24 protein-coding genes are annotated in these 21,599 nt (G+C 68.5%); 14 read left to right on the top strand and 10 right to left on the bottom strand.

Features of this window, described 5'->3' with window-relative positions:
* Positions 1 to 7: 7 nt before the first annotated feature.
* Both K0H49_RS16455 and gstA read right to left on the bottom strand, forming a co-directional pair.
* Complete coding sequence (locus tag K0H49_RS16455) at positions 8 to 1,111, bottom strand: alkene reductase (RefSeq protein ID WP_219214643.1); 1,104 nt, start codon at positions 1,109 to 1,111, stop codon at positions 8 to 10.
* Between the two features lie 140 nt (positions 1,112 to 1,251).
* Entirely contained in the window at positions 1,252 to 1,860 is a 609-nt protein-coding gene (gene gstA / locus K0H49_RS16450; protein ID WP_219214641.1) for a glutathione transferase GstA, read from the bottom strand.
* 214 nt (positions 1,861 to 2,074) lie between these two features.
* Here gstA and K0H49_RS16445 point away from each other — a divergent pair, with 214 nt between their 5' ends.
* From K0H49_RS16445 to K0H49_RS16405, 9 genes are all read left to right on the top strand, one after another.
* Positions 2,075 to 2,260, top strand: coding sequence for a DUF1328 family protein (locus K0H49_RS16445; RefSeq protein ID WP_183028484.1), 186 nt, complete (start codon positions 2,075 to 2,077; stop codon positions 2,258 to 2,260).
* Positions 2,260 to 2,451: a hypothetical protein gene (locus tag K0H49_RS16440; RefSeq protein WP_219215538.1), complete on the top strand. Its 192-nt coding sequence runs from the start codon at positions 2,260 to 2,262 to the stop codon at positions 2,449 to 2,451. The genes K0H49_RS16445 and K0H49_RS16440 overlap by 1 nt, the downstream gene beginning before the upstream one ends.
* A gap of 182 nt (positions 2,452 to 2,633) precedes the next feature.
* The gene (gene mnmG, locus K0H49_RS16435) at positions 2,634 to 4,592 is read left to right on the top strand and encodes a tRNA uridine-5-carboxymethylaminomethyl(34) synthesis enzyme MnmG (RefSeq protein ID WP_219214638.1); all 1,959 of its coding nucleotides are present in this window, start codon (positions 2,634 to 2,636) and stop codon (positions 4,590 to 4,592) included.
* Positions 4,589 to 5,236, top strand: a complete 648-nt coding sequence (rsmG, locus tag K0H49_RS16430) for a 16S rRNA (guanine(527)-N(7))-methyltransferase RsmG (RefSeq protein ID WP_219214634.1) — start codon at positions 4,589 to 4,591, stop codon at positions 5,234 to 5,236. The genes mnmG and rsmG overlap by 4 nt, the downstream gene beginning before the upstream one ends.
* A gap of 79 nt (positions 5,237 to 5,315) precedes the next feature.
* Positions 5,316 to 5,930 (top strand): LysE family translocator, encoded by a 615-nt coding sequence (locus tag K0H49_RS16425; RefSeq protein WP_183028481.1) that lies wholly within the window; start codon positions 5,316 to 5,318, stop codon positions 5,928 to 5,930.
* 13 nt (positions 5,931 to 5,943) lie between these two features.
* Positions 5,944 to 6,798: a ParA family protein gene (locus K0H49_RS16420; protein ID WP_257624922.1), complete on the top strand. Its 855-nt coding sequence runs from the start codon at positions 5,944 to 5,946 to the stop codon at positions 6,796 to 6,798.
* A gap of 4 nt (positions 6,799 to 6,802) precedes the next feature.
* The gene (locus K0H49_RS16415) at positions 6,803 to 7,360 is read left to right on the top strand and encodes an RBBP9/YdeN family alpha/beta hydrolase (RefSeq protein ID WP_219214631.1); all 558 of its coding nucleotides are present in this window, start codon (positions 6,803 to 6,805) and stop codon (positions 7,358 to 7,360) included.
* A gap of 5 nt (positions 7,361 to 7,365) precedes the next feature.
* Complete coding sequence (locus K0H49_RS16410; RefSeq protein WP_219214628.1) at positions 7,366 to 8,319, top strand: ParB/RepB/Spo0J family partition protein; 954 nt, start codon at positions 7,366 to 7,368, stop codon at positions 8,317 to 8,319.
* Between the two features lie 98 nt (positions 8,320 to 8,417).
* On the top strand, positions 8,418 to 9,314 hold the full coding sequence (locus K0H49_RS16405; RefSeq protein WP_219214625.1) for a CsgG/HfaB family protein: 897 nt from the start codon (positions 8,418 to 8,420) through the stop codon (positions 9,312 to 9,314).
* Between the two features lie 68 nt (positions 9,315 to 9,382).
* Here K0H49_RS16405 and K0H49_RS16400 read toward each other — a convergent pair whose 3' ends face one another.
* Positions 9,383 to 10,807 carry an FAD-binding oxidoreductase gene (locus tag K0H49_RS16400; RefSeq protein ID WP_219214623.1) on the bottom strand — a complete coding sequence of 475 codons (1,425 nt, stop codon included), beginning with the start codon at positions 10,805 to 10,807 and terminating at the stop codon, positions 9,383 to 9,385.
* Positions 10,808 to 10,866: 59 nt separating this feature from the next.
* Between K0H49_RS16400 and K0H49_RS16395 the strand changes: the two genes are divergently transcribed.
* From K0H49_RS16395 to K0H49_RS16385, 3 genes are all read left to right on the top strand, one after another.
* Entirely contained in the window at positions 10,867 to 11,463 is a 597-nt protein-coding gene (locus K0H49_RS16395; protein WP_219214620.1) for a cob(I)yrinic acid a,c-diamide adenosyltransferase, read from the top strand.
* Positions 11,464 to 11,494: 31 nt separating this feature from the next.
* Positions 11,495 to 11,869 (top strand): hypothetical protein, encoded by a 375-nt coding sequence (locus K0H49_RS16390; protein WP_257624921.1) that lies wholly within the window; start codon positions 11,495 to 11,497, stop codon positions 11,867 to 11,869.
* A 130-nt stretch (positions 11,870 to 11,999) separates the two neighbouring features.
* Entirely contained in the window at positions 12,000 to 12,401 is a 402-nt protein-coding gene (locus K0H49_RS16385) for an RcnB family protein (RefSeq protein ID WP_219214617.1), read from the top strand.
* A gap of 28 nt (positions 12,402 to 12,429) precedes the next feature.
* Here the strand turns inward: K0H49_RS16385 and K0H49_RS16380 are convergent, their stop codons facing one another.
* The 5 genes from K0H49_RS16380 to minC form a co-directional block, all read right to left on the bottom strand.
* Positions 12,430 to 12,681: a hypothetical protein gene (locus tag K0H49_RS16380; RefSeq protein ID WP_219214614.1), complete on the bottom strand. Its 252-nt coding sequence runs from the start codon at positions 12,679 to 12,681 to the stop codon at positions 12,430 to 12,432.
* Between the two features lie 113 nt (positions 12,682 to 12,794).
* Entirely contained in the window at positions 12,795 to 15,242 is a 2,448-nt protein-coding gene (locus K0H49_RS16375; protein WP_219214611.1) for a GspE/PulE family protein, read from the bottom strand.
* Positions 15,243 to 15,350: 108 nt separating this feature from the next.
* On the bottom strand, positions 15,351 to 15,626 hold the full coding sequence (minE, locus tag K0H49_RS16370) for a cell division topological specificity factor MinE (protein WP_183028471.1): 276 nt from the start codon (positions 15,624 to 15,626) through the stop codon (positions 15,351 to 15,353).
* Between the two features lie 2 nt (positions 15,627 to 15,628).
* On the bottom strand, positions 15,629 to 16,444 hold the full coding sequence (gene minD / locus K0H49_RS16365; RefSeq protein WP_219214608.1) for a septum site-determining protein MinD: 816 nt from the start codon (positions 16,442 to 16,444) through the stop codon (positions 15,629 to 15,631).
* A gap of 49 nt (positions 16,445 to 16,493) precedes the next feature.
* Entirely contained in the window at positions 16,494 to 17,252 is a 759-nt protein-coding gene (gene minC, locus K0H49_RS16360; protein ID WP_219214605.1) for a septum site-determining protein MinC, read from the bottom strand.
* Positions 17,253 to 17,506: 254 nt separating this feature from the next.
* Here minC and K0H49_RS16355 point away from each other — a divergent pair, with 254 nt between their 5' ends.
* A complete protein-coding gene (locus K0H49_RS16355; protein ID WP_219214602.1) occupies positions 17,507 to 18,253 on the top strand; it encodes a methyltransferase domain-containing protein in 747 nt (248 codons plus the stop codon).
* Between the two features lie 35 nt (positions 18,254 to 18,288).
* Here the strand turns inward: K0H49_RS16355 and K0H49_RS16350 are convergent, their stop codons facing one another.
* Both K0H49_RS16350 and K0H49_RS16345 read right to left on the bottom strand, forming a co-directional pair.
* Positions 18,289 to 19,575, bottom strand: a complete 1,287-nt coding sequence (locus K0H49_RS16350) for a solute carrier family 23 protein (protein WP_219214600.1) — start codon at positions 19,573 to 19,575, stop codon at positions 18,289 to 18,291.
* Positions 19,576 to 19,678: 103 nt separating this feature from the next.
* Positions 19,679 to 20,101: a hotdog fold thioesterase gene (locus tag K0H49_RS16345; protein ID WP_219214597.1), complete on the bottom strand. Its 423-nt coding sequence runs from the start codon at positions 20,099 to 20,101 to the stop codon at positions 19,679 to 19,681.
* A 92-nt stretch (positions 20,102 to 20,193) separates the two neighbouring features.
* Between K0H49_RS16345 and K0H49_RS16340 the strand changes: the two genes are divergently transcribed.
* Positions 20,194 to 21,483 carry an AsmA-like C-terminal region-containing protein gene (locus K0H49_RS16340; RefSeq protein WP_219214595.1) on the top strand — a complete coding sequence of 430 codons (1,290 nt, stop codon included), beginning with the start codon at positions 20,194 to 20,196 and terminating at the stop codon, positions 21,481 to 21,483.
* Positions 21,484 to 21,599: the final 116 nt, after the last annotated feature.

Genomic DNA, 21,599 nt, shown 5'->3' with positions numbered 1-21,599 from the left:
AGGCCGCTCAGGCCAGTGCGGGGTAGTCGGTGTAGCCCTTCTCGCCGCCGCCGTAGAGCGTGGCCTTGTCGAGCGGGTTCAACGGCGCGTTGTCGCGCAGGCGGCGCACCAGGTCCGGGTTGGCGATGTAGGGGCGGCCGAAGGCCACCAGGTCGTCGCCTTCCTTGACGGCCGTCTCGGCCAGGGGCTTGTCGTAGTTGTTGTTGACCATCCAGGCACCCTTACCGCCGGCCTGGCGGTACGCGGCCTTGAGGGCTTCGTAGTCGAAAGGACGGTCTTCGATTTCGCGCGGGCCGCCGGTGGCGCCTTCGATGATGTGGATGTAGGCCAGGTTCAGGCTGGCGAGCTGCTTGACCACGTACTCGAACAGCGGCTGCGGATCCTCGTCGTGCACGTCGTTGGCGGGCGTGACGGGCGACAGGCGGATGCCGGTCTTGCCGCCGCCGATGGCGTCGGCGATGGCACGCGTGGCCTCGAGCAGCAGGCGGGCGCGGTTCTCGATGCTGCCGCCGTAGTCGTCGGTGCGTTGGTTGCTGTTGCGCTTGAGGAACTGGTCGAGCAGGTAGCCGTTGGCGCCATGCACCTCGACGCCGTCGAAGCCCGCGGTCTCGACCGCATTGCGTGCCGCGGCCGCGTAGCTGTGGACGATGCCCGGCAGTTCCTCGGCCTTGAGCGCGCGCGGCTCGGAGGTCTCGACGAAGCTCGCCACGCCGTCCTTGATCAGCACGGTCTTGCTCTTGGCCGTGATGGCCGAGGGCGCGACGGGCTGGCCGCCGTCGGGCTGCAGATCGGTGTGCGAGATGCGGCCCACGTGCCACAGCTGGACCACGATCTTGCCGCCCTTGGCGTGCACCGCGTCGGTCACGCGCTTCCAGCCGTCGAGCTGCTCGGTGCCGTAGAGGCCCGGCACGTCGGCGTAGCCTTGGCCCTGGTGGCTGATGGCCGTGGCTTCGGTGATCAGCAGGCCGGCGCTGGCGCGCTGTGCGTAGTAGGTGGCGGTGATGGGCAGCGGCACGGCGCCAGGCGAACGGTTGCGCGTCAGCGGCGCCATGACGATGCGGTTGGCGAGGTGCAGGTCGCCTGCCTGGACGGGATCGAAGAGAGTGGGCACGGTGCGTCTTGTCAGGGATGGAAAGGACGCCCAGCGTAAACCGGGGGCCGCATCCCTGCTGCGGTGAGGTTGTCGCTTTGCTGCTAGGCAGGGCCGCCGCGCTGCGCCTGCGCGATCGGCCCCGGGAGACGGGTCTCGGCTTACTTCAGCAGGCCTTCGGCCTTGAGGGCGGCCTGCACCGCAGGGCGCGCGCCCACGCGGGCATGCCAGGCCTGCAGGTGAGGGTAGGGCGTGAGGTCGATGGACAAGGGCTTGGCCCAGCCGACCACGGTGAAGAGGTAGCCGTCGGCCACGGTGAAGTGCTCGCCCATCAGGTACGCCTTGCTTTCGAGTTCCTTGTCGAGCCAGGTGAAGCGCGTTGCGAGGCGGTCCTTGGCGATGGTCTTGGCTTCGTCGGGCATGGCCGGGTTGAACAACGGGCTGAAGCCCTTGTGCACTTCGGTGCCGATGAAGGTCAGCCACTCCTGCAGGCGGTAGCGCGGCAGCGTGCCGTTGGCGGGCGCGAGGTTCTTCAGCGGCACCATGTCGGCGATGTACTGCACGATGGCCGGGCCTTCGCGCAGGCGCGTGCCGTCGTCGAGCTCGAGCATGGGCACGTAGCCTAGCGGGTTGATGCCGTAGTAGTCGGTGCCATCCTGCAGCTTGTGGCTCTTGGTGCTGGCCAGCACCGGTTCGAAGGCGAGGCCGGCTTCGTGCAGGGCGATGTGGGGCGACAGCGAACAGGCGCCGGGCGAGTAGTACAGCTTCATGCAATGCTCCAGGAGGTAGGGGGTGACGGGAAAACCGTCCGGCGCACACGCGTCGGGCGCCGGTGCTCGGGTGCACCGGTCAGCCTCCGATCGTAGCGGCTCGGCCTCGCGTTTTTGTCCTACGGGGGCTTGCGTAGCGCGACTATCCGTCTCGACGAAGGCCCTTTTTAAGCTGCTCTCCATCGCGGCGAGTGCCGTCACTGAGGAGCCTTTCATGCTGAAGTACGCCATCATTTTTGCCCTTGTTTCCCTGGTCGCAGGCGCCCTTGGCTTCGGCGGCGTCGCCGCCGGCGCAGCCGGCATTGCCAAGGTCCTGTTCGGGCTGTTCCTGGTGCTGGCCGTGGTCTTCCTGGTGCTGGCAGCGCTGGGCGTCGGTGCCGTGCGAAAGGCCATCGACTGATGTCCCACCGCGTGCTGCGATGGCCGGTGGAGCGTCGGCTGGGCCTGCTGCTGCAGACGCCGGCGCACCGCGTGCTGCGGGTGCTGCAGGTCACGCAGGCGCAATGGGTGGCGGCCGATGCGATGGCCTCGGCGCATCCGATGCCGGTGCCGCGCGCGCGGCCTGCCCGGGCAGAGGCACTCGCCGCCTGATCTTCTTTCGTCATTGCTATCAAATAAGTAGCAACTGAACGCAGGATGGAGCGACCTTCCGGCCCATATGCCGGATCGCTCGGAGCCCCCACAAGCACTGCGAAACGTGCAGGCCGCTTAAAATCGGGGTCCCCCTCCCTGCAGACTCCCACGCCGCGCACGCGAGAGTGCGCCTCCATCTCATGCTCTATCCTGAAGAATTCGACGTCATCGTCGTCGGCGGCGGTCACGCCGGTACCGAGGCTGCCCTGGCCTCCGCCCGCATGGGCGCCAAGACGCTGCTGCTGACCCACAACATCGAGACCTTGGGCCAGATGAGCTGCAACCCCTCGATCGGCGGCATCGGCAAGGGCCATCTGGTGCGCGAGGTCGACGCGTTGGGCGGCGCGATGGCGCTGGCCACCGATGAATCGGGCATCCAGTTCCGTATCCTCAATTCGAGCAAGGGCCCGGCCGTGCGCGCCACGCGCGCCCAGGCCGACCGCGTGCTCTACAAGGCGGCGATCCGCCACCGGCTGGAGAACCAGCCGAACCTGAGCCTGTTCCAGCAGGGCGTGGACGACCTGATGGTGGAGGGCGATCGCGTGGTGGGCGCGGTCACGCAGGTGGGCATCCGCTTCCGGGCGCGCACCGTGGTGCTGACCGCCGGCACCTTCCTCGACGGCCGCATCCATGTGGGCCTGGACAACTACCAGGCCGGCCGGGCAGGGGACCCGCCGGCCATCAGCCTGTCGGCCCGGCTCAAGGAACTGAAGCTGCCCCAGGGCCGGCTCAAGACCGGTACGCCGCCGCGGCTCGATGGGCGCAGCATCGACTTCTCGAAGTGCATCGAGCAGCCCGGTGACGGCATGCCCGGCGGCGAGACGACCACCATGCCGGTGTTCAGCACCATGGGCCGCGCGGACATGCATCCGCGGCAGATGGCCTGCTGGATCACCAACACCAACGCGCGCACGCACGACATCATCCGTTCGGGCTTCGACCGCAGTCCGATGTTCACCGGCAAGATCGAAGGCGTGGGCCCGCGCTACTGCCCGAGCGTGGAAGACAAGATCAACCGCTTCGCCGACAAGGAAAGCCATCAGATCTTCCTCGAGCCCGAAGGCCTGACGACGAACGAGTACTACCCGAACGGGATCTCGACCAGCCTGCCTTTCGACATCCAGTACCAACTGGTGCGCTCGATGGTGGGCCTGGAGAACGCGCACATCCTGCGCCCGGGCTATGCGATCGAGTACGACTACTTCGATCCACGCGAACTCAAGAGCAGCTTCGAGACGCGCGCGATCCAGGGCCTGTTCTTCGCCGGCCAGATCAACGGCACCACCGGCTACGAAGAAGCCGCGGCGCAGGGCCTGTTCGCCGGCATCAATGCCGCGCTGCAATGCCGGGGCGAGGGCGCTTGGCTGCCGCGCCGCGACGAGGCCTACCTGGGTGTGCTGGTCGATGACCTGATCACCAAGGGTGTGACCGAGCCCTACCGCATGTTCACCAGCCGCGCCGAGTTTCGGCTGCAGCTGCGCGAGGACAACGCCGACATGCGTCTGACCGAGGCTGGGCGCAAGCTGGGCCTGGTCGACGACGCGCGCTGGGATGCGTTCTCGCGCAAGCGCGACGTTGTTTCACGTGAAACACAGCGGCTCAAATCGGTCTGGGTCAATCCACGCAACCTGCCGGCCAGCGAGTCGCAGCGGGTGCTGGGCAAGGCCATCGAGCATGAATACAACCTGGGCGACCTGCTGCGTCGCCCCGATGTTAACTACGCGGCGCTGATGTCGCTGGACGGCGGCAAGTACGCGCCGGCCGAGCCCCTGGCGCCCGTCGAGGTGGAACAGGTCGAGATCTCGGCTAAGTACTCAGGCTACATCGACCGCCAGCATGACGAGGTGGAGCGTGCCGCGCATTACGAGAACCTGCGCCTGCCCGCGGACTTCGACTACAGCCAGGTGAGTGCGCTGAGTTTCGAGGTGCGGCAGAAGCTCGAACGCCAGCGGCCCGAGACCCTGGGCCTGGCCTCGCGCATTTCCGGCGTAACGCCGGCCGCCATCTCCTTGCTGATGGTGCACCTGCGCAAGGGCGGGCATCGCGCCTTCGCACGCGATGCCGTGGCCGACACCGCTGCGCCGGTGGCCGAAGCATGAGCCAGTCGATTCAGTTGCAAGAGGGCGCCAAGGCCCTCGGCCTCGACCTGAGCGATCTGCAAGCCGAGCGGCTGCTGGCCTACGGTGCGCTGATCCTCAAGTGGAACAAGGTCTACAACCTCACGGCCTTGCGCGAGCCCGATGCGGTGCTGAGCCATCACCTGCTCGACAGCCTCTCGGTGCTGCCGCCGCTGCAGCGCGAGCGGCCAGCCAGCGCCGTCGGTACCAAGCTGCTGGACGTCGGCGCCGGGGCAGGGCTGCCGGGCGTGGTGATCGCCATCCTGCGCGAGGACATCGACGTGACCTGCCTGGACGCAGTGGCCAAGAAGACCGCCTTCGTCCAGCAGGTGGCGGCCGAGCTGCGCCTGCCCAACCTGCGCGGGCTGCATGCGCGCGTGGAGGCGCAGCGCGGTGCCTACGACGTGATCAGCTGCCGGGCCTTTGCCTCGCTGCCCGACTTCTACAACGGCTCGCAGCAACTGCTCGGCCCGCAGGGCATCTGGCTGGCGATGAAGGGCAAACTGCCTTCGGACGAACTCGCGCAATTGCCGTCCTTCGTCGATGTGTTTCACGTGGAACAACTGACGGTACCGGGCCTGGACGCCGAGCGCTGCATCGTCTGGGCACGAAAAGCAGCGTCCTGAACGCTGCAGGGGTGTCGGTGGTAGGGATGGCTCGCTTAGACTCGCAGCTCCCTCCCACCTCCGGCCTCAGGCACATCCCATGTTCGGCATCGCTGATTACGGCGCATTCGTTGCGGCCATCGTCCTGTTTCTCGCGATCCCAGGCCCAGGCAACCTGGCCCTGATCACCTCGACAGGGAAGGGCGGCATCCGCGGCGGCCTGGCCGCCACGCTGGGTGTGATCGCCGGCGACCAGGTGCTGATGTGGATGGCGGTGGCCGGCGTGGCGGCGCTGCTGGCGGCCTATCCCACGGCCTTCCACGCGGTGCAGTGGCTGGGCGCGGCCTACCTGGCCTGGCTGGGCGCCCGCATGCTGCTGGCCAAGCCCGGCGCCGCCCCGATCCTCAACATCCGCCCGCGGCAGTTCTTCCGCCAGGCGATGTTCATCACCTTGCTGAACCCCAAGGCGATCGTCTTCTACATGGCTTTCTTCCCCTTGTTCGTCGATCCGGCGCGCCACCAGGGCTTCCGCACTTTCGCCTTCATGGCCCTGACCATCGCGGTGTTGACCTTCCTGTACGGCCTGGCGGCGACGCTGTTGACCCATTTCCTGGCGGAGCGGCTGCGTGCCAACCCGCGCATTTCGCAGACCCTGGAGAAGCTGGCGGGCGTCTTCCTGATCGCCTTCGGCATCAAGCTCGCCGTGTCGCGCTGAGAGAGAAGAGACGATGGCCAAGATTTTCTGCATTGCCAACCAGAAGGGTGGCGTCGGCAAGACCACCACCACCGTGAACCTCGCCGCCGGCCTGGCCAAGGTGGGCCAGCGGGTGCTGATGATCGACCTCGACCCTCAGGGCAACGCCACCATGGGTTCGGGCATCGACAAGCGCCAGCTCGAACTGACGGTGTACGACGTGCTGCTGGAGTCGGCCACGGTGGCCGAGGCTCGCGTGCGGGCCGAGCGATGCAACTACGACGTGCTGGGCGCCAACCGCGAGCTGGCCGGCGCCGAGGTCGAGATGGTCGCGCTGGACCGGCGCGAGAAGCGCCTGCGCACCGCGCTGGCGGCCGTGGGCGCCGAGTACGACTTCATCCTGATCGACTGCCCGCCCAGCCTGAGCATGCTGACGCTCAACGGCCTGTGCGCGGCCCATGGCGTGATCGTGCCCATGCAGTGCGAGTACTTCGCGCTCGAGGGCCTGACCGACCTGGTCAACACCATCAAGCAGGTGCACGCCAACCTCAACAAGAACCTGCAGATCATCGGCCTGCTGCGCGTGATGTTCGACCCGCGCATCACCTTGCAGCAGCAGGTGAGCGAGCAGCTCAAGGGCCATTTCGGCGACAAGGTGTTCGACACCGTGATCCCGCGCAACGTGCGGCTGGCCGAGGCCCCGAGCTACGGCCTGCCGGGCGTGGTGTTCGACCCGTCGGCGCGCGGCAGCCAGGCCTTCGTCGCCTTCGCGCAGGAGCTGGTCGAGAAGATGCCGCCAGCCAGTGCGCTGGCCCAGCCCGCGCCCCCGCCGGTCGAGCTGCCGGCCGAGACCCAGGACGCCGCTGCAGCCGATACGGCCGAGGAATGATGCGATGAGCATCCCTACCCCCATCCTGCTGCTGCCCGGCTGGCAGAACAGCGATGCGCCCCATTGGCAGAGCCGCTGGGAGGCCGTGCATGGCGACCACCGGGTCGAGCAGCACGAGTGGATGCATCCCCGCCGCGGCGACTGGCTGTCCCGGCTCGAGGAAGAAGTGCTGGCCGCGCCCGGCCCGGTGGCGCTCGTGGCCCACAGCCTGGGCTGCATCCTGGTCGCAGCCTGGGCCGCGCACTCGCGCAACACAGACAAGGTCCGTGCGGCCCTGCTTGTGGCGCCCGGCGACCTGGAGCGCGACGACCTGCGCCAGATGATTCCCGGCTGGGCACCCATCGTGCGCCAGCGATTGCCTTTTCCTTCGCTGCTGATCGCGGCGAATGACGATCCCTATTGCGACGCCGCGCGCTCGCGCCAGCTGGCGGCCGACTGGGGCGCACGCTTCGTCGACGCCGGCACCGCCGGCCACCTCAACGGCGAATCCGGCCTGGGCGACTGGCCCCAGGGCCGGGCGCTGCTGGACGACCTCCTGAAGACCACAGACAAAGAAGACTGACCTCGATGGCCACCAAGAAACCCAAGGGCCTCGGCCGCGGACTCGAAGCCCTGCTGGGCCCCACCTTCAACGGCAGCACCGACGAACCGGCCGCCCCCGACGCCAACGCCCCGGTGCCCCAGCCCACGGTGCTCAAGCTCGAGCAGATGGTGGCTGGCGTCTACCAGCCGCGCACCCGCATGGACGAGGGCGCGCTCTACGAGCTGGCCGAGAGCATCAAGGTGCAGGGCATCATGCAGCCGATCCTGGTGCGCCGGCTCGACGCCGAATCGGCCGCCGCGAAGAACGCCGAGTTCGAGATCATCGCCGGCGAGCGCCGCTTCCGCGCCGCCAAATTGGCCGGCCTGGACAGCGTGCCGGTGCTGGTGCGCGACGTGCCCAACGAGGCCGCCGCGGCCATGTCGCTGATCGAGAACATCCAGCGCGAGGACCTGAACCCGCTGGAAGAGGCGCAGGGCCTGCAGCGCCTGGTCGCGGAGTTCGGGCTCACCCACGAAGCCGCGGCCCAGGCCGTGGGCCGTTCGCGCAGCGCCGCCAGCAACCTGCTGCGCCTGCTGAACCTGGCCGAGCCCGCCCAGGCCATGCTGATGGCCGGCGACATCGACATGGGCCATGCGCGCGCGCTGCTGTCGCTGGACCGCGGCACCCAGATCACGGCCGCCAACCAGATCGCGGGCAAGAAGATGTCGGTGCGCGAGGCCGAGGCGCTGGTCAAGAAGCTCGCCGCCGACTTCAGCCTCACGCCCTCGCCACGCCGCAACGGCGCGGCCGACAAGTCGCGCGACCTGCTGCGGGTCGAGGAAGAGCTGGCAGACCTGCTGACCGCTGAGGTCGAGGTGCGCATCAAGAAGCGCAGCAAGCGCGGCGGCAAGATCGAGGAGAGCGGTGAACTGGCGATCCACTTCGGCTCGCTGGAGGCGCTCAACGGCCTGATCGACCGCATCCGTCGCGCGACATAAATCACCGAACGCCGGACTTTCCGGCGCTACGGTTGCCGGCTTCTCGGCCCCTGCCAGTTAGGATTTTTTTCCAACTGGGATTCAAGGGAGCTGAAAAAATGAGAAAGATCGGATTTCCGCTGGCTGCTGTCACGGCTGGCATGCTTTTCCTGGCGGGCTGCCAGACCACCGACATGCAGATGGGCAGCCAGTCGGCCAAGACCGTCGCCACTGGCAGTGCCGCCGGCGCGGCGTCGACCAACGCCAGCAGCCAACTCGAGCGCTGTGCGTCGCCGCTGGGCACCGTCTCGCTGATCGAGAACCAGACGGCCGGCTGGTACACCATCCTCACGGGCGAATACAAGCTGCCGCCCACCTCGACATTGCTGCGCCTGTTGATCCAGCAGTCGAACTGCTTCGTCGTGGTCGAGCGCGGTGCGAGTGGAATGAACGCCATGACCCGTGAACGCGCCATCATGCAGTCTGGCGAAATGCGCAAGGGCAGCAATTTCGGCGGCGGCCAGATGGTCGCCTCGGACTACGGCATCTCGCCGGAGATCGTCTTCAGCGACAGCAACGCCGGTGGAATGGGTGCCGCATTGGGCGGGCTGGTCGGCGGCGGCCGCGGCCAGCTGCTGGCCGGTCTGGGGGGCAGCTTGCAGACCAAGGAAGCCAGCACCTTGCTGACGCTCATCGACAACCGTTCGGGGGTGCAGATCGGGGTTTCGGAAGGCAGCGCCTCCAAGACCGATTTCGGTGGCTTCCTGGGGCTCGCCGGGGCCTCGGCAGCGGGCGGCATCGGCGGCTACTCGCGCACGCCGCAGGGCAAGGTCATCGCCGCCGCGTTCATGGACGCATTCAACCAGCTCGTCGTTTCGCTTCGCAGCTACAAGGCCCAGTCGGTGCAGGGCCAGGGCCTGGGCGGGGGAGGGCGCCTCGGCGTCGATGGCGGTGCCGCACCGTCGCAGACTTCCGCGCCTGGCGCGGCGAAGGCGCCAGCGCGCAGGAAAAAATGATCTGAATCCACGGAAAAAGCCTGGCGCTCGCGAGAGCGCCAGGCTTTTCTCTTGGAGGCCTGCAGGCACTAGAGGCTGAAGATCTTGCCCGGGTTCATGATGTTCTTCGGGTCCAGCGCGCGCTTGATGGTGCGCATCATGTCGACCGCGCCCGCGCCGGCCTCGTCGACCAGGAAACCCATCTTGTGCAGCCCGATGCCGTGCTCGCCGCTGCAGGTGCCTTCCAGCGCGATCGCGCGCGAGACCAGCGCATGGTTGAGCACCTCGGCCTTGGCGCGCTCCTCGGCGTCGTTGGGGTCGATCAGGTAGCCGAAGTGGAAGTTGCCGTCGCCCACGTGGCCTACCAGGAAGTAGGGAATGCCGCTGGCATCGGCCTCGGCCACCGAGTCGAGCAGGCAGTCGGCCAGGCGCGAGATCGGCACGCAGGTGTCGGTCGAGATGGCGCGGCAGCCCGGGCGCGACTGGATGGCCGCGAAGTAGGCGTTGTGCCGCGCGGTCCACAGGCGGGTGCGTTCCTCGGGCGTGGTGGCCCATTCGAAGGCGTTGCCGCCATGGCCGCTGGCCAGTTCCTGCACGGTTTCGGCCTGCTCCTTGACGCCCGCGGGCGAGCCGTGGAATTCCATCAGCAGCATCGGCTCCTCGCGCAGGCCCAGCTTGGCGTAGGCGTTGACCATGCGCACGGTGTTCACGTCGATCAGTTCGACGCGCGCGATCGGCACGCCCAGCTGGATCGTCTCGATGGTGGTGCGCACGGCCGCCTCGATGCTCGGGAAGGAGCAGATGGCGGCCGACACCGCCTCGGGCAGCGGGTAGATGCGCAGCGTGATCTCGGTCACCACGCCCAGCGTGCCTTCGCTGCCGACCATCAGCCGCGTCAGGTCGTAGCCGGCCGAGGACTTGCGCGCGCGCGTGCCGGTGCGGATCGTCTCGCCGGCGGCCGTCACCACCTCCAGGCCCAGCACGTTCTCGCGCATGGTGCCGTAGCGCACCGCGTTCGTGCCGCTGGCGCGGGTGGCGACCATGCCGCCGATGGAGGCGTCGGCGCCCGGGTCGATGGGGAAGAACAGGCCGGTGCTCTTGATCTCGTCGTTGAGCTGCTTGCGTGTGACGCCGGGCTGCACCGTGACAGTGAGGTCGTCGGCGTTGATCGACAGCACGCGGCTCATGCGGCCCAGGTCGAGGCTGATGCCGCCCTGGACGGCCAGCAGGTGGCCTTCCAGCGACGAACCGACGCCGAAGGGGATCACCGGCACGCTGTGCTCGCCGGCCAGCCGCACGGCATCGGCCACGTCCTGCGTGCTCTCGGCGAACACCACGGCCGCGGGCGGCGGCGCCTCGAAGGAGGACTCGTCGCGGCCGTGCTGCGTGCGCACCGCCAGGGCGGTCGAGCAGCGCTCGGCGAAACGTGTCTTCAGGGCGTCGACCAGCGCGTCGGGCACCGTGCGCAGGTGGAATTCGGGCAAGAGCTGGTCGGCGGTGGCGGGCGCATTCATCGTGGGTCTCCAGGAGCGGTCTACCATTCTAAGAACTGCACTCTTTCAACGGACCTCCCATGGGCAATCGACTCACGCAGATCGCGACGCGCACCGGCGACGACGGCACCACCGGCCTGGGCGACAACACCCGCGTCCCCAAGGACCACCTGCGCGTGCAGGCCATGGGCGACGTCGACGAACTCAACTCGCAGATCGGCGTGCTGCTCTGCGAGCCCATGCCGGACGCCGTGCGCGAGCTGCTGGTCGACGTGCAGCACCAGCTGTTCAACCTGGGCGGCGAGCTCTCGATGCCCGGCTACACGCTGCTCAAGGACGAGGCCCTGCTGCAGCTTGACAACGCGCTGGCCGCGCACAACGCGGCCCTGCCTCGGCTGGCCGAATTCATCCTGCCTGCGGGCACGCGCGGGGCCTCGCTGGCCCATGTGTGCCGCACCGTGGCGCGGCGCGCCGAGCGGGCCGTGGTAGCGCTGGGTGCGTCCGAGCAGATCAACGCCTCGCTGCGCCACTACCTCAACCGCCTGAGCGACCTGCTGTTCGTGCTGGCGCGGGTGCTCAACCGCACCGACGGTGGCGACGATGTGTACTGGAAGAGCGAACGTCTGACGCGCGCCGCGGCGGAGGAAGTGCAGGATGCGAAGGAATCCCCGACCTGATCCTGTCCCGTTGCCCTCAAGGAGCGTTCCGATGAACTCTTCAGCTTTACTGTCCCCCGCCTGGATTCTTGGCGCCATGCTGGGCCTTGCACTGGGGCTGCCCGCCGCGGCCCAGGCCCAGAACGCCGACAACCCGCCGCGCGCCCAGCGCGCGCAGACGCTCCAACCGCCGCCGCCACGCGACGGCACCGCACTGGGCGGCGCGAAGCGGGGCGCCGATGCGGCGGGCCGCGGCGTCGACCGCGCGGCAGGCGCCACCCGCCGTGGCGTCGACAACGTCTCCGAGCGCGCCAGCCGGCCGGTGCGCCGGGCCGGTGAGTCGCTGGGCCGCAAGCTGCCCGGCGGCACGCGCCATCCGGCGCCGCCGCCCGTGGGCCCGCAGAGCACCCAGATGGCGCCGTCCTGAGCCGCCGCAGGCGTGTTCGCGTACGGATACGCGCGCTTACCGCCTTCACGCGATGCGCACCTGCGCCGTGGCTGCGCGACACGCGGCCTGCCGATACTGAATCCCTCATCCAACGCAGAAGGAGTTCCAGATGAACAACAACACATCCAAGCGCGTGACCGCCATCGTGGCCGGTGTCCTTGCACTGTGCATGGCGGGCAGCGCCTTTGCGCAGGATCGCCGGTGGGACGACCGCGGGCCTCAGCACCGCGATCAACGCCAGGACCAGCGCTACAACCAGCGCAACGATCGCCAGGACTACCGTGACGGCCGATTCGCCGATCGCCGTGGCTACCCGCAGCCGCACGTCGAATGGCGTCGCGGCGGCCGCGTGCCGACCGAGTACCGGGGTCGCAACTACGTGGTGAACGACTGGCGCAGCTACCGCCTGCAGGCGCCGCCGCGCGGCTACCAGTGGGTCGGGGTGGGCGGCGACTTCGTGCTCGCGGCCATCGCGACCGGTGTGATCGCGCAGATCATCGCTTCGCAATAAGCGCGCAGCCCAGCGCCGCGGCCTTCGCTCAGACGGAGGCCGGCGCGGCGGTCATCTGGGCGCACACATTGCGCCCGGTGATGGTCAGGCGCAGGCCGCCGCCGTGCCACTCGAGCCAGTTCAGGCCGACGAAGGCCTCGATGTCGCTGTCCTCGATCAGGTCGGCCTGACGCTGGTTCAGGCGCTCGACCGTGAGGGGCAGCGCCTGGCGCAATCGCTCGCGCACCGCTGCGGCGGCGATCGCCTTCAACTCAACGCGCGTCTGCTGGTTCGATGCCATGGCGGATCCGTTCAGGAAGCTGAGGAATTGATTCCAATGTACCTCTTGCGGGTGACAGGCCCCTCAACTTATTTGACGCGCTGTGTGGCCTGCGACACGGATTGCCCGCGCATTCACACGTTGCTGGTGGAGCGCACTTCCTCGATGGTCGTCTGGCCCGCCAGCACCTTGTCGATGCCGTCCTGACGCAGCGTGCGCATGCCCTCGCGCAACGCGGTCGCCTGCAGGGCTTCGGCCCGCGCGCCGGTCTGCACCAGGTGGCGCAGTTCGCGCGAGATCACCATCAATTCGTGCAGCCCGGCCCGGCCCTTGAAACCGGTCTGGTCGCAGAAGGAGCAGCCCGGGCTGGCGAACATCTGCAGCCGGCCGTTCTGGCCGTGGCGTGCGGTCCAGCGCGCCAGCACGTCCTCGCGGGTCTCCGGCAGGTCGGTTTCGCCGTAAGCGCGCAGGTAGTCGCCCATCAGCTCCTCGATCTCGGCGTCGGTCGCGTCGCGGTTCGTGCGGCAGTGCGTGCAGAGCCGGCGCACCAGCCGCTGGGCCAGCACCGCCAGCAGCGAGTCGGCGAAGTTGAACGGGTCCATGCCCATGTCGAGCAGGCGCGTCACGGTCTCGGGCGCGCTGTTGGTGTGCAGCGTGGACAGCACCAGGTGGCCCGTGAGCGAGGCCTCGACCGCCATCTTGGCCGTCTCCTCGTCGCGGATTTCGCCCACCATGATCACGTCCGGGTCGGCCCGCAGAAAGGCGCGCAGCGCCTTGGCGAAGGTCCAGTCGATGCGCGGGTTCACCTGCACCTGGCGCAGGCCGGGCTGGGTGATTTCGATCGGGTCCTCGGCGGTCCAGATCTTCCGTTCGGGCACGTTGATGTGGCTCAGCGCCGAGTGCAGCGTGGTGGTCTTGCCCGAGCCCGTGGGGCCCACGCACAGCACCATGCCGTAGGGCCGCTCGACCGCGTGGCGCAGGCGCTCCAGGTTGAGCTCCGACAGGCCCAGCCGGTCGAGCGCGATCGGCTTGGCCGAGGCCAGGATCCGCATCACCACGTCTTCCAGGCCGCTGTTGGTGGGGATGGTGGCCACGCGCAGCTCGATGCGGTGCTGGGGCGAGAACTTGGCGAAGTTGATCTTGCCGTCCTGCGGCTTGCGGCGCTCGCTGATGTCGAGGTCGCACATGATCTTGATGCGCGCGATCATCGCGTTGCGGTAGTTCGAGGGCAGCTCGAGGTAGGTGCGCAGCAGGCCGTCCTTGCGGAAGCGGATGCGGATCTTCTCGCGGCCGGGGTAGCTCTCGATGTGGATGTCCGAGACGCCGCCCGAGTGCGCCTCGAGGATCATCCGGTTGATCAGCTTGACCAGCGAGTTGTCGGACTGCTCGATCGGCGCGTCCTCGTCGACCCGGTCCTCGCCCTCCTTCTCGAGCGACTCGACCAGCGCCGTGGTGTCGCCCGGCTCGAACTCGATCGGGCGCAGCGCCTGCGAGAAGCGGCTGTCCGAGGCCGCGCCGATCTTGTCGTAGGCCGCGTGCAGGCCTCGCTCCATGTCGCGGCACTGCGCCAGCACCGGCGCCACCTTCATCTGCGCAATGAACTCGACCTCGTCGACCGCCGCGCGCCGGTTGGCCGGATCGTCCAGCGCCACCACCAGCCGGCCCTCGCTCATCATCAGCGGCATGACCTGCAGGCGCTGGGCCGCGGCATAGGCGATCTTGCGCAGCGCCTCGGGCTCGGGCACGAACACGTCGAGGTCGACCAGCGGGTAGCCCATCTTGCGCGTCAGCGCGACCTGCAGGTCGGCGCGCGACACCACGCCGCGGCGCACCAGCAGTTCGCCCAACGGCACGCCGCGGTCCTTCTGCTGGTGGGCCAGTGCGTCGCGCAGGTCGTCGGCGCTCACCATGCCCAGCGAGATCAGCGCCTCGCCGATGCGCACCATCGGCATGCGCGCCTGGTGCTGCAGCGCGTCCACCAGCTCGGCGGCCGTGGTGACGATGCGCGACAGCAGCGGCGTGGCCAGCGCCTGCGCCGGGTCGCCGTCGTCGGAGGGGGCGTCGACCTCGAAGCGGGCGAAGGCCGAACGCGGCAGGAATTCGCGCAGCACGCCGCCGTCTTCACCGGCCGGCGGGAACAGGAACAGGCCGAACGGGCTCTCCACATGGCCAACCGTACGGCTCTGGCGCTCGGTGCCGTCCTTCATGATCACGCGCACGGCGGCGCTGGCCGGTTCGCGCGGTGCGCCGGACTGCGGGTCCACCGCGGGCGTGGCCAGCGGTGCGAGCGGCGTGGTCAGCGTGATCGAGCGGAACTGGTCGAAGCGCAGCGGCACCGTGGTGCGCGCGCGTGGCAGCTGCACCAGGGCCACGGCCTGGTCGGGAATGAAGAAAGTCATGCGGCCGGCCGCATGCTGGCCGTTGATGCCGCGGATCTCGCAGGGCAGCGGTTCGGTCTGCACGCTGGGCGGCGGATAGGCGCCACCGGGTGGGCGGGGCCACAAAAAACCTTCGGCATCGGCCGATTCGGCCGAGGTCGCCTTCTTCGGCGCGTCCCACTCGAGGGGCTTCAATGTCGTCATCTGCAACTCCAGCGGTCGTGCTGCGCCATCGTGTGCCGTGGCGGCTTTGCCCCTCCCTGTCCCCCCGACTCTAGCGCGCGGAGGCGCGCCGTCGAAGCGAAGAAAGCCTCAGCGGGCCGGAACGGCCGTGCTTTCGGGCAGTTCGATCTTGATGTCCAGCACTTCGAGGTCGTCCTGGCGTTCCAGGTGGACCTTGATGTCCTCGGGGCTGATCGACACGTACTTGGAGATCACCGCCACCAGTTCGCGCTGCAGGTCGGCCAGGTATTCGGGCCGCTTGGCGCTCAGGCTGGAGCGTTCGTGGGCCAGGATGATCTGCAGGCGTTCCTTGGCGACGCTGGCCGTCTTCTTCTTTTCGCCGAGAAGAAAGGAAAGGAAGGACATGCTCATTTGCCTCCGAAGATGCGCTTGAAGAAGCCGGGTTTCTCCGCATCGATGAAGCGCATCGGGCGGTCTTCGCCGAGGAAGCGCGCCACCACGTCGCTGTAGGCTTCCGAGACGTCGGTGCCCTTGTCGTGGATCGCGGGGATGCCCTGGTTGGAGGCGTTCAGCACGGTTTCCGATTCCGGGATCACGCCGATCAGCTTGATGCGCAGGATGTCCTGGATGTCCTCCAGCGACAGCATCTGGCCGCCGGCCACGCGGTTCGGGTTGTAGCGGGTGATCAGCAGGTGTTCCTTGATCGGCTCGCCGCCGTTCTTGGCGCGCTGGGTCTTGCTGCCCAGCATGCCCAGGATGCGGTCGGAGTCGCGCACCGAGGAGACTTCGGGGTTGGTCACGATCAGCGCTTCATCGGCGAAGTGCATGGCCATCATCGCGCCCGTCTCGATGCCCGCGGGCGAGTCGCACACGATGTAGTCGAAGTCCATCGCCGCCAGGTCCTTGAGCACCTTCTCGACGCCTTCCTCGGTGAGGGCTTCCTTGTCGCGCGTCTGCGAGGCGGCCAGCACGAACAGGTTGTCGCACTGCTTGTCCTTGATCAGCGCCTGGTTCAGGTTGGCCTCGCCCTGGATCACGTTGATCAGGTCGTACACCACGCGGCGTTCGCAGCCCATGATCAGGTCGAGGTTGCGCAGGCCGACGTCGAAGTCGATCACGGCTGTCTTCTTGCCCGCCAGGGCCAGGCCCGACGCAAAGCTTGCGCTCGTGGTCGTCTTGCCGACGCCGCCCTTGCCCGAGGTCACCACCACAATTTTGGCCATTGCCGTTCCTCTTTCGTTATCCGGTTGTTCAGTTGCTGCGAAGCGGCGATCAGAGGATCGGCTCCATGAGAATTTTCTTGTCGTCCAGATGGATCTGGACCGCCTTGCCCGCCAGGTTGGCCGGCAGCGCGATTTCGGAGGTGCGATAGATGCCGGCGATCGCCACCAGCTGCGCTTCCATGCAGGTGGTGAAGATCCGGGCCTCGGTGTTGCCGCGCGCGCCGGCGATGGCCTTGCCGCGCAGCGGGGCGTAGACGTGGACGTTGCCGTCGGCGATGACTTCGGCGCCGAAGTTCACCACCGCCATCACGATCACGTCGCCGCCGCGGGCATAGACCTGCTGGCCCGAGCGCAGCGGCTTGTCGATGACCAGCGTGCCGTTGGCGGGCACCTGCACCTCGCGCACGATCTGCGGCGCCTCGCTGGCCGGGGCCGCGGTCGGCGGCGCGGGCGCGCGCGGGGTGGGCGTGACCGGCATCGCGGCGATCGACAGGCCGGCGGCGCGGGCCGCGGCGTTCTGCTCGTCGTTGCCGCCACGCACGGCGATCGGCTGGGTCTGGTGGCGCGCCAGCAGGTCGCGCAACGCGGTGAAATCGAGCGCGTTCGCGCCGGTATCCTCGGGCAGCAGGGAGAGGTCGATGACCACCGGCTCCTGCTCGAAGAAGTCGGGCGAGTCGGCCAGCTGGGCGTCGAGCGCCGTCGTCAGCACGCCGAGGTCCGTCGTCTTGAGGATCAGCGCCACCAGCGGCAGCGTGGCGCTCTTGAATTCGAAAACCGCCTTGGTGCGCGCGGCGGAAGCATCGGCCATGTGAAAAGGTCGTCCGAAAAGCGTTGAAGTCTAACGGGCGGAAGGAACTGCGTCGGCGCTGCTCGGGTTTGTGCTCACCCGCCCCAACACTTCTTGCAATGGGTTGCACCTGCGCCGGAGGGCTCGCGTGCGGTCGATCAGAACGCAAGCACGGAGTTTGTAAGGCTTTTGAGTTCATTCGAGAGGCTGTCGCTAGACTTTATGCGCCGCCCCGACGGCACCCCTGTGTTCCGCCGACCCCTTCTGGACAGCCCATGAATCGAAACGACGCGCTCGATACCGTTCCCACCGGGCAGACCTGCCCTGGCGTCAACCGGGCCGTCGTCGAACTGCTGCTGGAGGACGATCGGCATGCGGTCGGCAGCCACGTGCTCGATATCCCGTGCGGAAACGGGGAGCTGGTTCGCACGGTGCGGTCGTTCTTTCCCGAGGCCGCGGTGCGGGGCTGCGATCTTCAGAAGCCCGAGGGGCTTGCGGCGGAGGACTTCGCCGTGGTCGACGCCAGCCGGCCGTTCTCGGTCTTTCCGGACCGGCCCTTCGATTGCATCCTTTCGGTGAGCGGCGTCATGGAGTTCGACAACACGCTGCAGTTCTTCGAGAGCTGCCACAAGCACCTGCGCCCAGGTGGCCGCTTCATCGTGACCAACGACAGCGGCGTGACGATGTGGGATCGGCTTTCCTACCTCCTGCTGGGCAAGACCCGGCAGTTCCAGATCTTCGTCGACCAGAACCAGCCGACCTGGAAGGTGCTGCCGCTGCAGAACATGATCCGGCTGCTGCGCGATGCCGGTTTCACGGTGCGGGAAAAGCCGAAGTACGTGTCGATCGAGCGCAGGAACTGGCTGATGCTGCCCTTCGCCCTGCTGGTCTACCCGGTGCAGTGGCTCTACATCCACTTGGCGCGCAACCCGATGCCGGTGGCGGAGAAGCGCGGGATGTACCCGTTTCGATCGCTGCTCTGCAGGCACTACATCCTGGTCTGCGAGAAGCCTGCGACCTGAGGGCCTCGCGCCCGCCACGGCGCGAGGCCGGGGATTCAGGCGTTGCGTGCGCGCCCGAGCAGGGCCCACAGGATGATCGCGCCGAAGGTGGCGGTCCCGATGCCGCCCAGCGCGAACTGGCCGAACTTGAGCGTGAAGTCGCCGGTGCCGATGATCAGCGTGATCGCCGCGACGATCAGGTTGCGGTTCTGCGAGAAGTCCACCTTGTTGTCGACCCAGATCTTGGCGCCCGCGACCGCGATCAGGCCGAACACCACGATGCTCACGCCGCCCATCACCGGCAGCGGGATGGCCTGGATCAGCGCGCCGAACTTGGGCGAGAAGCCCAGCACCAGCGCGATCAGCGCGGCCACCACGAACACCGCCGTGGAGTAGATGCGGGTGGCGGCCATCACGCCGATGTTCTCGGCATAGGTGGTCACGCCGGTGCCGCCGGCCGAGCCGCTGACCACCGTCGCCACGCCGTCGGCGATGAAGGCGCGGCCCATCAGCGGGTCGAGGTTGCGCCCGGTCATGGCCGTCACCGCCTTCAGGTGGCCCAGGTTCTCGGCCACCAGGATGATCGCCACCGGGGCGATCAGCAGCATCGCGCTGCCGGTGAACACCGGCGCCGTGAACACCGGCAGGCCGAACCAGGCCGCGTTGGCGATGCCGCTCAGGTCCATCGGCTTGCCCAGGCCCAGGCCGTTGGTGAGCGCCGCATAGACCACGGTTGCGAGGATCAGCCCGACCAGGATCAGCAGCCGCTGCACCATGCCGCGCGCGAACACCGCCACCAGGCCCACGCAGAGGAAGGTCACGGCCTGCATCCAGGCGTCGAAGTTGTTCGCCGCCATGTTCTTGATCGGCACGTTGGCCAGGTTGAGCCCGATCACCGCCACCACGGCGCCGGTCACCACCGGCGGCATGAAGCGCTCGATCCAGCCGGTGCCGATGGCCTGCACCAGCAGGCCGATCAGGATGTAGAGCACGCCGCAGGCCACGATGCCGCCCAGCGCCACCGCGAGGTTGGCGTTGGGCCCCGAGCCCGCATAGCCGCTGGCCGCGATCACCACACCGATGAAGGCGAAGCTCGAGCCCAGGTAGCTGGGCACGCGCCCGCCGGTGATGAAAAAGAACAGCAGCGTGCCGACACCGCTCATCAGGATCGCGATGTTGGGGTTGAAGCCCATCAGGATCGGCGCCAGCACCGTGGCGCCGAACATCGCGATCACGTGCTGCACGCCCATCGCGGCGGTCTGCGGCCAGGGCAGCCGCTCGTCGGGCGCGACGACCGCGCCCTCGGTGGCCTGCACCTCGCGCCATTGGAAGATTCCGGACATTGATTTCTCCTCGTTTGTAGTGCGCCCGATGATGCCCGCTCCGAGGCGCTTTGGCGGCCTGGAATCGAGCGAATCGGCGCAGCGAGGACGGCGCGTGCCGCGCCTACCTGGGGAGCAGCATGGACATGGTGATGCGCGACACGCAGGTCAGCTCGCCGGCTTCGTTGGTCAGGTCGATCTGCCAGACCTGGACCGTGCGGCCGCGGTGCACCGGCCTGGCGGTGCCCGTGACCCAGCCGCTGCGGGCCGAGCGCAGGTGGTTGGCGTTGATGTCCAGGCCCACCGCGGAATGGCCTTCGGGCGAGGAGTAGTAGGCCCCCATCGAACCCAGCGTCTCGGCCAGCACCACCGACACGCCGCCGTGCAGCAGGCCGAAGGGCTGGACCGTGCGCTGGTCCACGGGCACGCGGCCGCGCAGGAAGTCGTCGCCGATCTCGATGAATTCGATGCCCAGGTGGGCGGAAGCGGTGTTGACCGCGGCCTTCGCCATCATGTCGAGCGAGAGGGGTTTTTGCCAGATGGCCATGGAGACTCCAGAGAAAGATGGTCAAAACTATAGCGACAGGACGCGCCCCGCGACTACACGGCCTGTCGCCCCCGCGCGGCTAAGCTCGCCGCATGAAACGCTCGGTGCTCTGGCTGGCAGGTGGCGCGACCGCGCTCGCGGTGGCGGCTGGGTTGTTCGCGTGGTGGGTGCCGAGCAACGCCGAGCTGGTCGCGCGTGCGCAGGCCGAGTTCGAGCAGCGCACCGGCGTCGGCCTGCGCATCGGGGGCCTGCATTGGTCGGTGCTGCCGGCACCCCGGATCGTGCTCGAGGAGGTGGCCACCGTGCAGGACGAGCCGATCCGTGTGCGCCGGCTCGAGGTGCGTGCGCCCTGGCGCGCGCTGCTCGAGCGACGCATCCGCGTCGATTGGGCCGAGGCCGATGGCGTGGCGCTGCCGCGTGAATCGGTGCGGGCCTTCCGCGGCCAGGGCGATGCGGCGGCGACGCCCGCGGGCGGCGCCTGGACGCTGGACACCGTGCCCGTCGCGCAGGTCCGCTTCACCGACGTCACCTGGGTCGACCGGCGCGACATCGCGCTGGCCTACGACGGCCAGATCGACTTCGACCCGAACTGGCGCCCACGCAGCGCCGAGCTGCGCCGGGCCGCCGACGCCTCGAGCCCGGTGCGCCTGCGCCTCGAACGCGAGGGCCAGGCCGACCGCTGGCGCACGCTGATCGACGTGGGCGGCGGCACGTGGAACGGCCAGACCGCGCTCGAGACCGCCCAGGACGGCAGCCTGCTGCTGACCGGCGAACTCGAGCCGCGCAACGTCGACATCGAGCAGCTGATGAAGAGCTTCGGGCGCTCCACGCCCGTGGCCGGCAAGGTCAACGGGCGCACCGAGCTGCGCGCCACTGGCGCCGACCCGGGTGCGCTCTGGCGCAGCGCCCACACCCGCACGCGTTTCACGGTGCAGCCGGCCACGCTGACCCGTTTCGACCTGGCCAAGGCGATCCGCACCGCGGGCACCAGCCGGGGCGGGCGCACGCCGCTCGATGCGCTCACCGGCACGCTCGACACCCAGGCCACGGGCGACGGCACGCGGCTGCAGTACCGCGATCTCAAGGCGCGCTCCGGCGCGCTCACGGCCACCGGCAGCGCACGCATCTTCCTGCGCAAGCTCGATGGCGAGGTGGCGGTCGACATCGTCGACGGCGTGGTCGGCGTGCCGCTCAAGCTCGGCGGCACCCTCGACGATCCGGAACTCTCGCTGACCGGCGGCGCGCTCACCGGCGCGGCCGTGGGCACCGCCGTGCTGCCGGGCGTGGGCACGGCCATCGGCGCGCGCATCGGCCAGCAGGTCGAGCGGCTGTTCGGCGGCGACAAGAAGAAGCCGGCACCCCGCGGACCGCGCGCCCCCTGAGGCCGGCGCAGCGCGTCGCGCGCGGGACAGTCGCGCGGCGCCATCGGGCATTCCCGTGGGGCGCGGCGGCGGTGCGCGCCGTAAGCTCGAATCCTCATGAATCCAGCACCACCGAA

This window comes from Variovorax boronicumulans (genome assembly GCF_019352895.1).
Lineage (GTDB): Bacteria > Pseudomonadota > Gammaproteobacteria > Burkholderiales > Burkholderiaceae_C > Variovorax > Variovorax boronicumulans_A.
This window is presented reverse-complemented; position numbering and strand designations above follow the sequence as displayed.

Coding starts and splice junctions, on each gene's coding strand:
- gstA (WP_219214641.1), bottom strand. CDS start 1,860: ATGAAGCTGTACTACTCGCCCGGCGCCTGTTCGCTGTCGCCCCACATC.
- K0H49_RS16445 (WP_183028484.1), top strand. CDS start 2,075: ATGCTGAAGTACGCCATCATTTTTGCCCTTGTTTCCCTGGTCGCAGGC.
- K0H49_RS16440 (WP_219215538.1), top strand. CDS start 2,260: ATGTCCCACCGCGTGCTGCGATGGCCGGTGGAGCGTCGGCTGGGCCTG.
- mnmG (WP_219214638.1), top strand. CDS start 2,634: ATGCTCTATCCTGAAGAATTCGACGTCATCGTCGTCGGCGGCGGTCAC.
- rsmG (WP_219214634.1), top strand. CDS start 4,589: ATGAGCCAGTCGATTCAGTTGCAAGAGGGCGCCAAGGCCCTCGGCCTC.
- K0H49_RS16425 (WP_183028481.1), top strand. CDS start 5,316: ATGTTCGGCATCGCTGATTACGGCGCATTCGTTGCGGCCATCGTCCTG.
- K0H49_RS16420 (WP_257624922.1), top strand. CDS start 5,944: ATGGCCAAGATTTTCTGCATTGCCAACCAGAAGGGTGGCGTCGGCAAG.
- K0H49_RS16415 (WP_219214631.1), top strand. CDS start 6,803: ATGAGCATCCCTACCCCCATCCTGCTGCTGCCCGGCTGGCAGAACAGC.
- K0H49_RS16410 (WP_219214628.1), top strand. CDS start 7,366: ATGGCCACCAAGAAACCCAAGGGCCTCGGCCGCGGACTCGAAGCCCTG.
- K0H49_RS16405 (WP_219214625.1), top strand. CDS start 8,418: ATGAGAAAGATCGGATTTCCGCTGGCTGCTGTCACGGCTGGCATGCTT.
- K0H49_RS16400 (WP_219214623.1), bottom strand. CDS start 10,807: ATGAATGCGCCCGCCACCGCCGACCAGCTCTTGCCCGAATTCCACCTG.
- K0H49_RS16395 (WP_219214620.1), top strand. CDS start 10,867: ATGGGCAATCGACTCACGCAGATCGCGACGCGCACCGGCGACGACGGC.
- K0H49_RS16390 (WP_257624921.1), top strand. CDS start 11,495: ATGAACTCTTCAGCTTTACTGTCCCCCGCCTGGATTCTTGGCGCCATG.
- K0H49_RS16385 (WP_219214617.1), top strand. CDS start 12,000: ATGAACAACAACACATCCAAGCGCGTGACCGCCATCGTGGCCGGTGTC.
- K0H49_RS16380 (WP_219214614.1), bottom strand. CDS start 12,681: ATGGCATCGAACCAGCAGACGCGCGTTGAGTTGAAGGCGATCGCCGCC.
- K0H49_RS16375 (WP_219214611.1), bottom strand. CDS start 15,242: ATGACGACATTGAAGCCCCTCGAGTGGGACGCGCCGAAGAAGGCGACC.
- minE (WP_183028471.1), bottom strand. CDS start 15,626: ATGTCCTTCCTTTCCTTTCTTCTCGGCGAAAAGAAGAAGACGGCCAGC.
- minD (WP_219214608.1), bottom strand. CDS start 16,444: ATGGCCAAAATTGTGGTGGTGACCTCGGGCAAGGGCGGCGTCGGCAAG.
- minC (WP_219214605.1), bottom strand. CDS start 17,252: ATGGCCGATGCTTCCGCCGCGCGCACCAAGGCGGTTTTCGAATTCAAG.
- K0H49_RS16355 (WP_219214602.1), top strand. CDS start 17,507: ATGAATCGAAACGACGCGCTCGATACCGTTCCCACCGGGCAGACCTGC.
- K0H49_RS16350 (WP_219214600.1), bottom strand. CDS start 19,575: ATGTCCGGAATCTTCCAATGGCGCGAGGTGCAGGCCACCGAGGGCGCG.
- K0H49_RS16345 (WP_219214597.1), bottom strand. CDS start 20,101: ATGGCCATCTGGCAAAAACCCCTCTCGCTCGACATGATGGCGAAGGCC.
- K0H49_RS16340 (WP_219214595.1), top strand. CDS start 20,194: ATGAAACGCTCGGTGCTCTGGCTGGCAGGTGGCGCGACCGCGCTCGCG.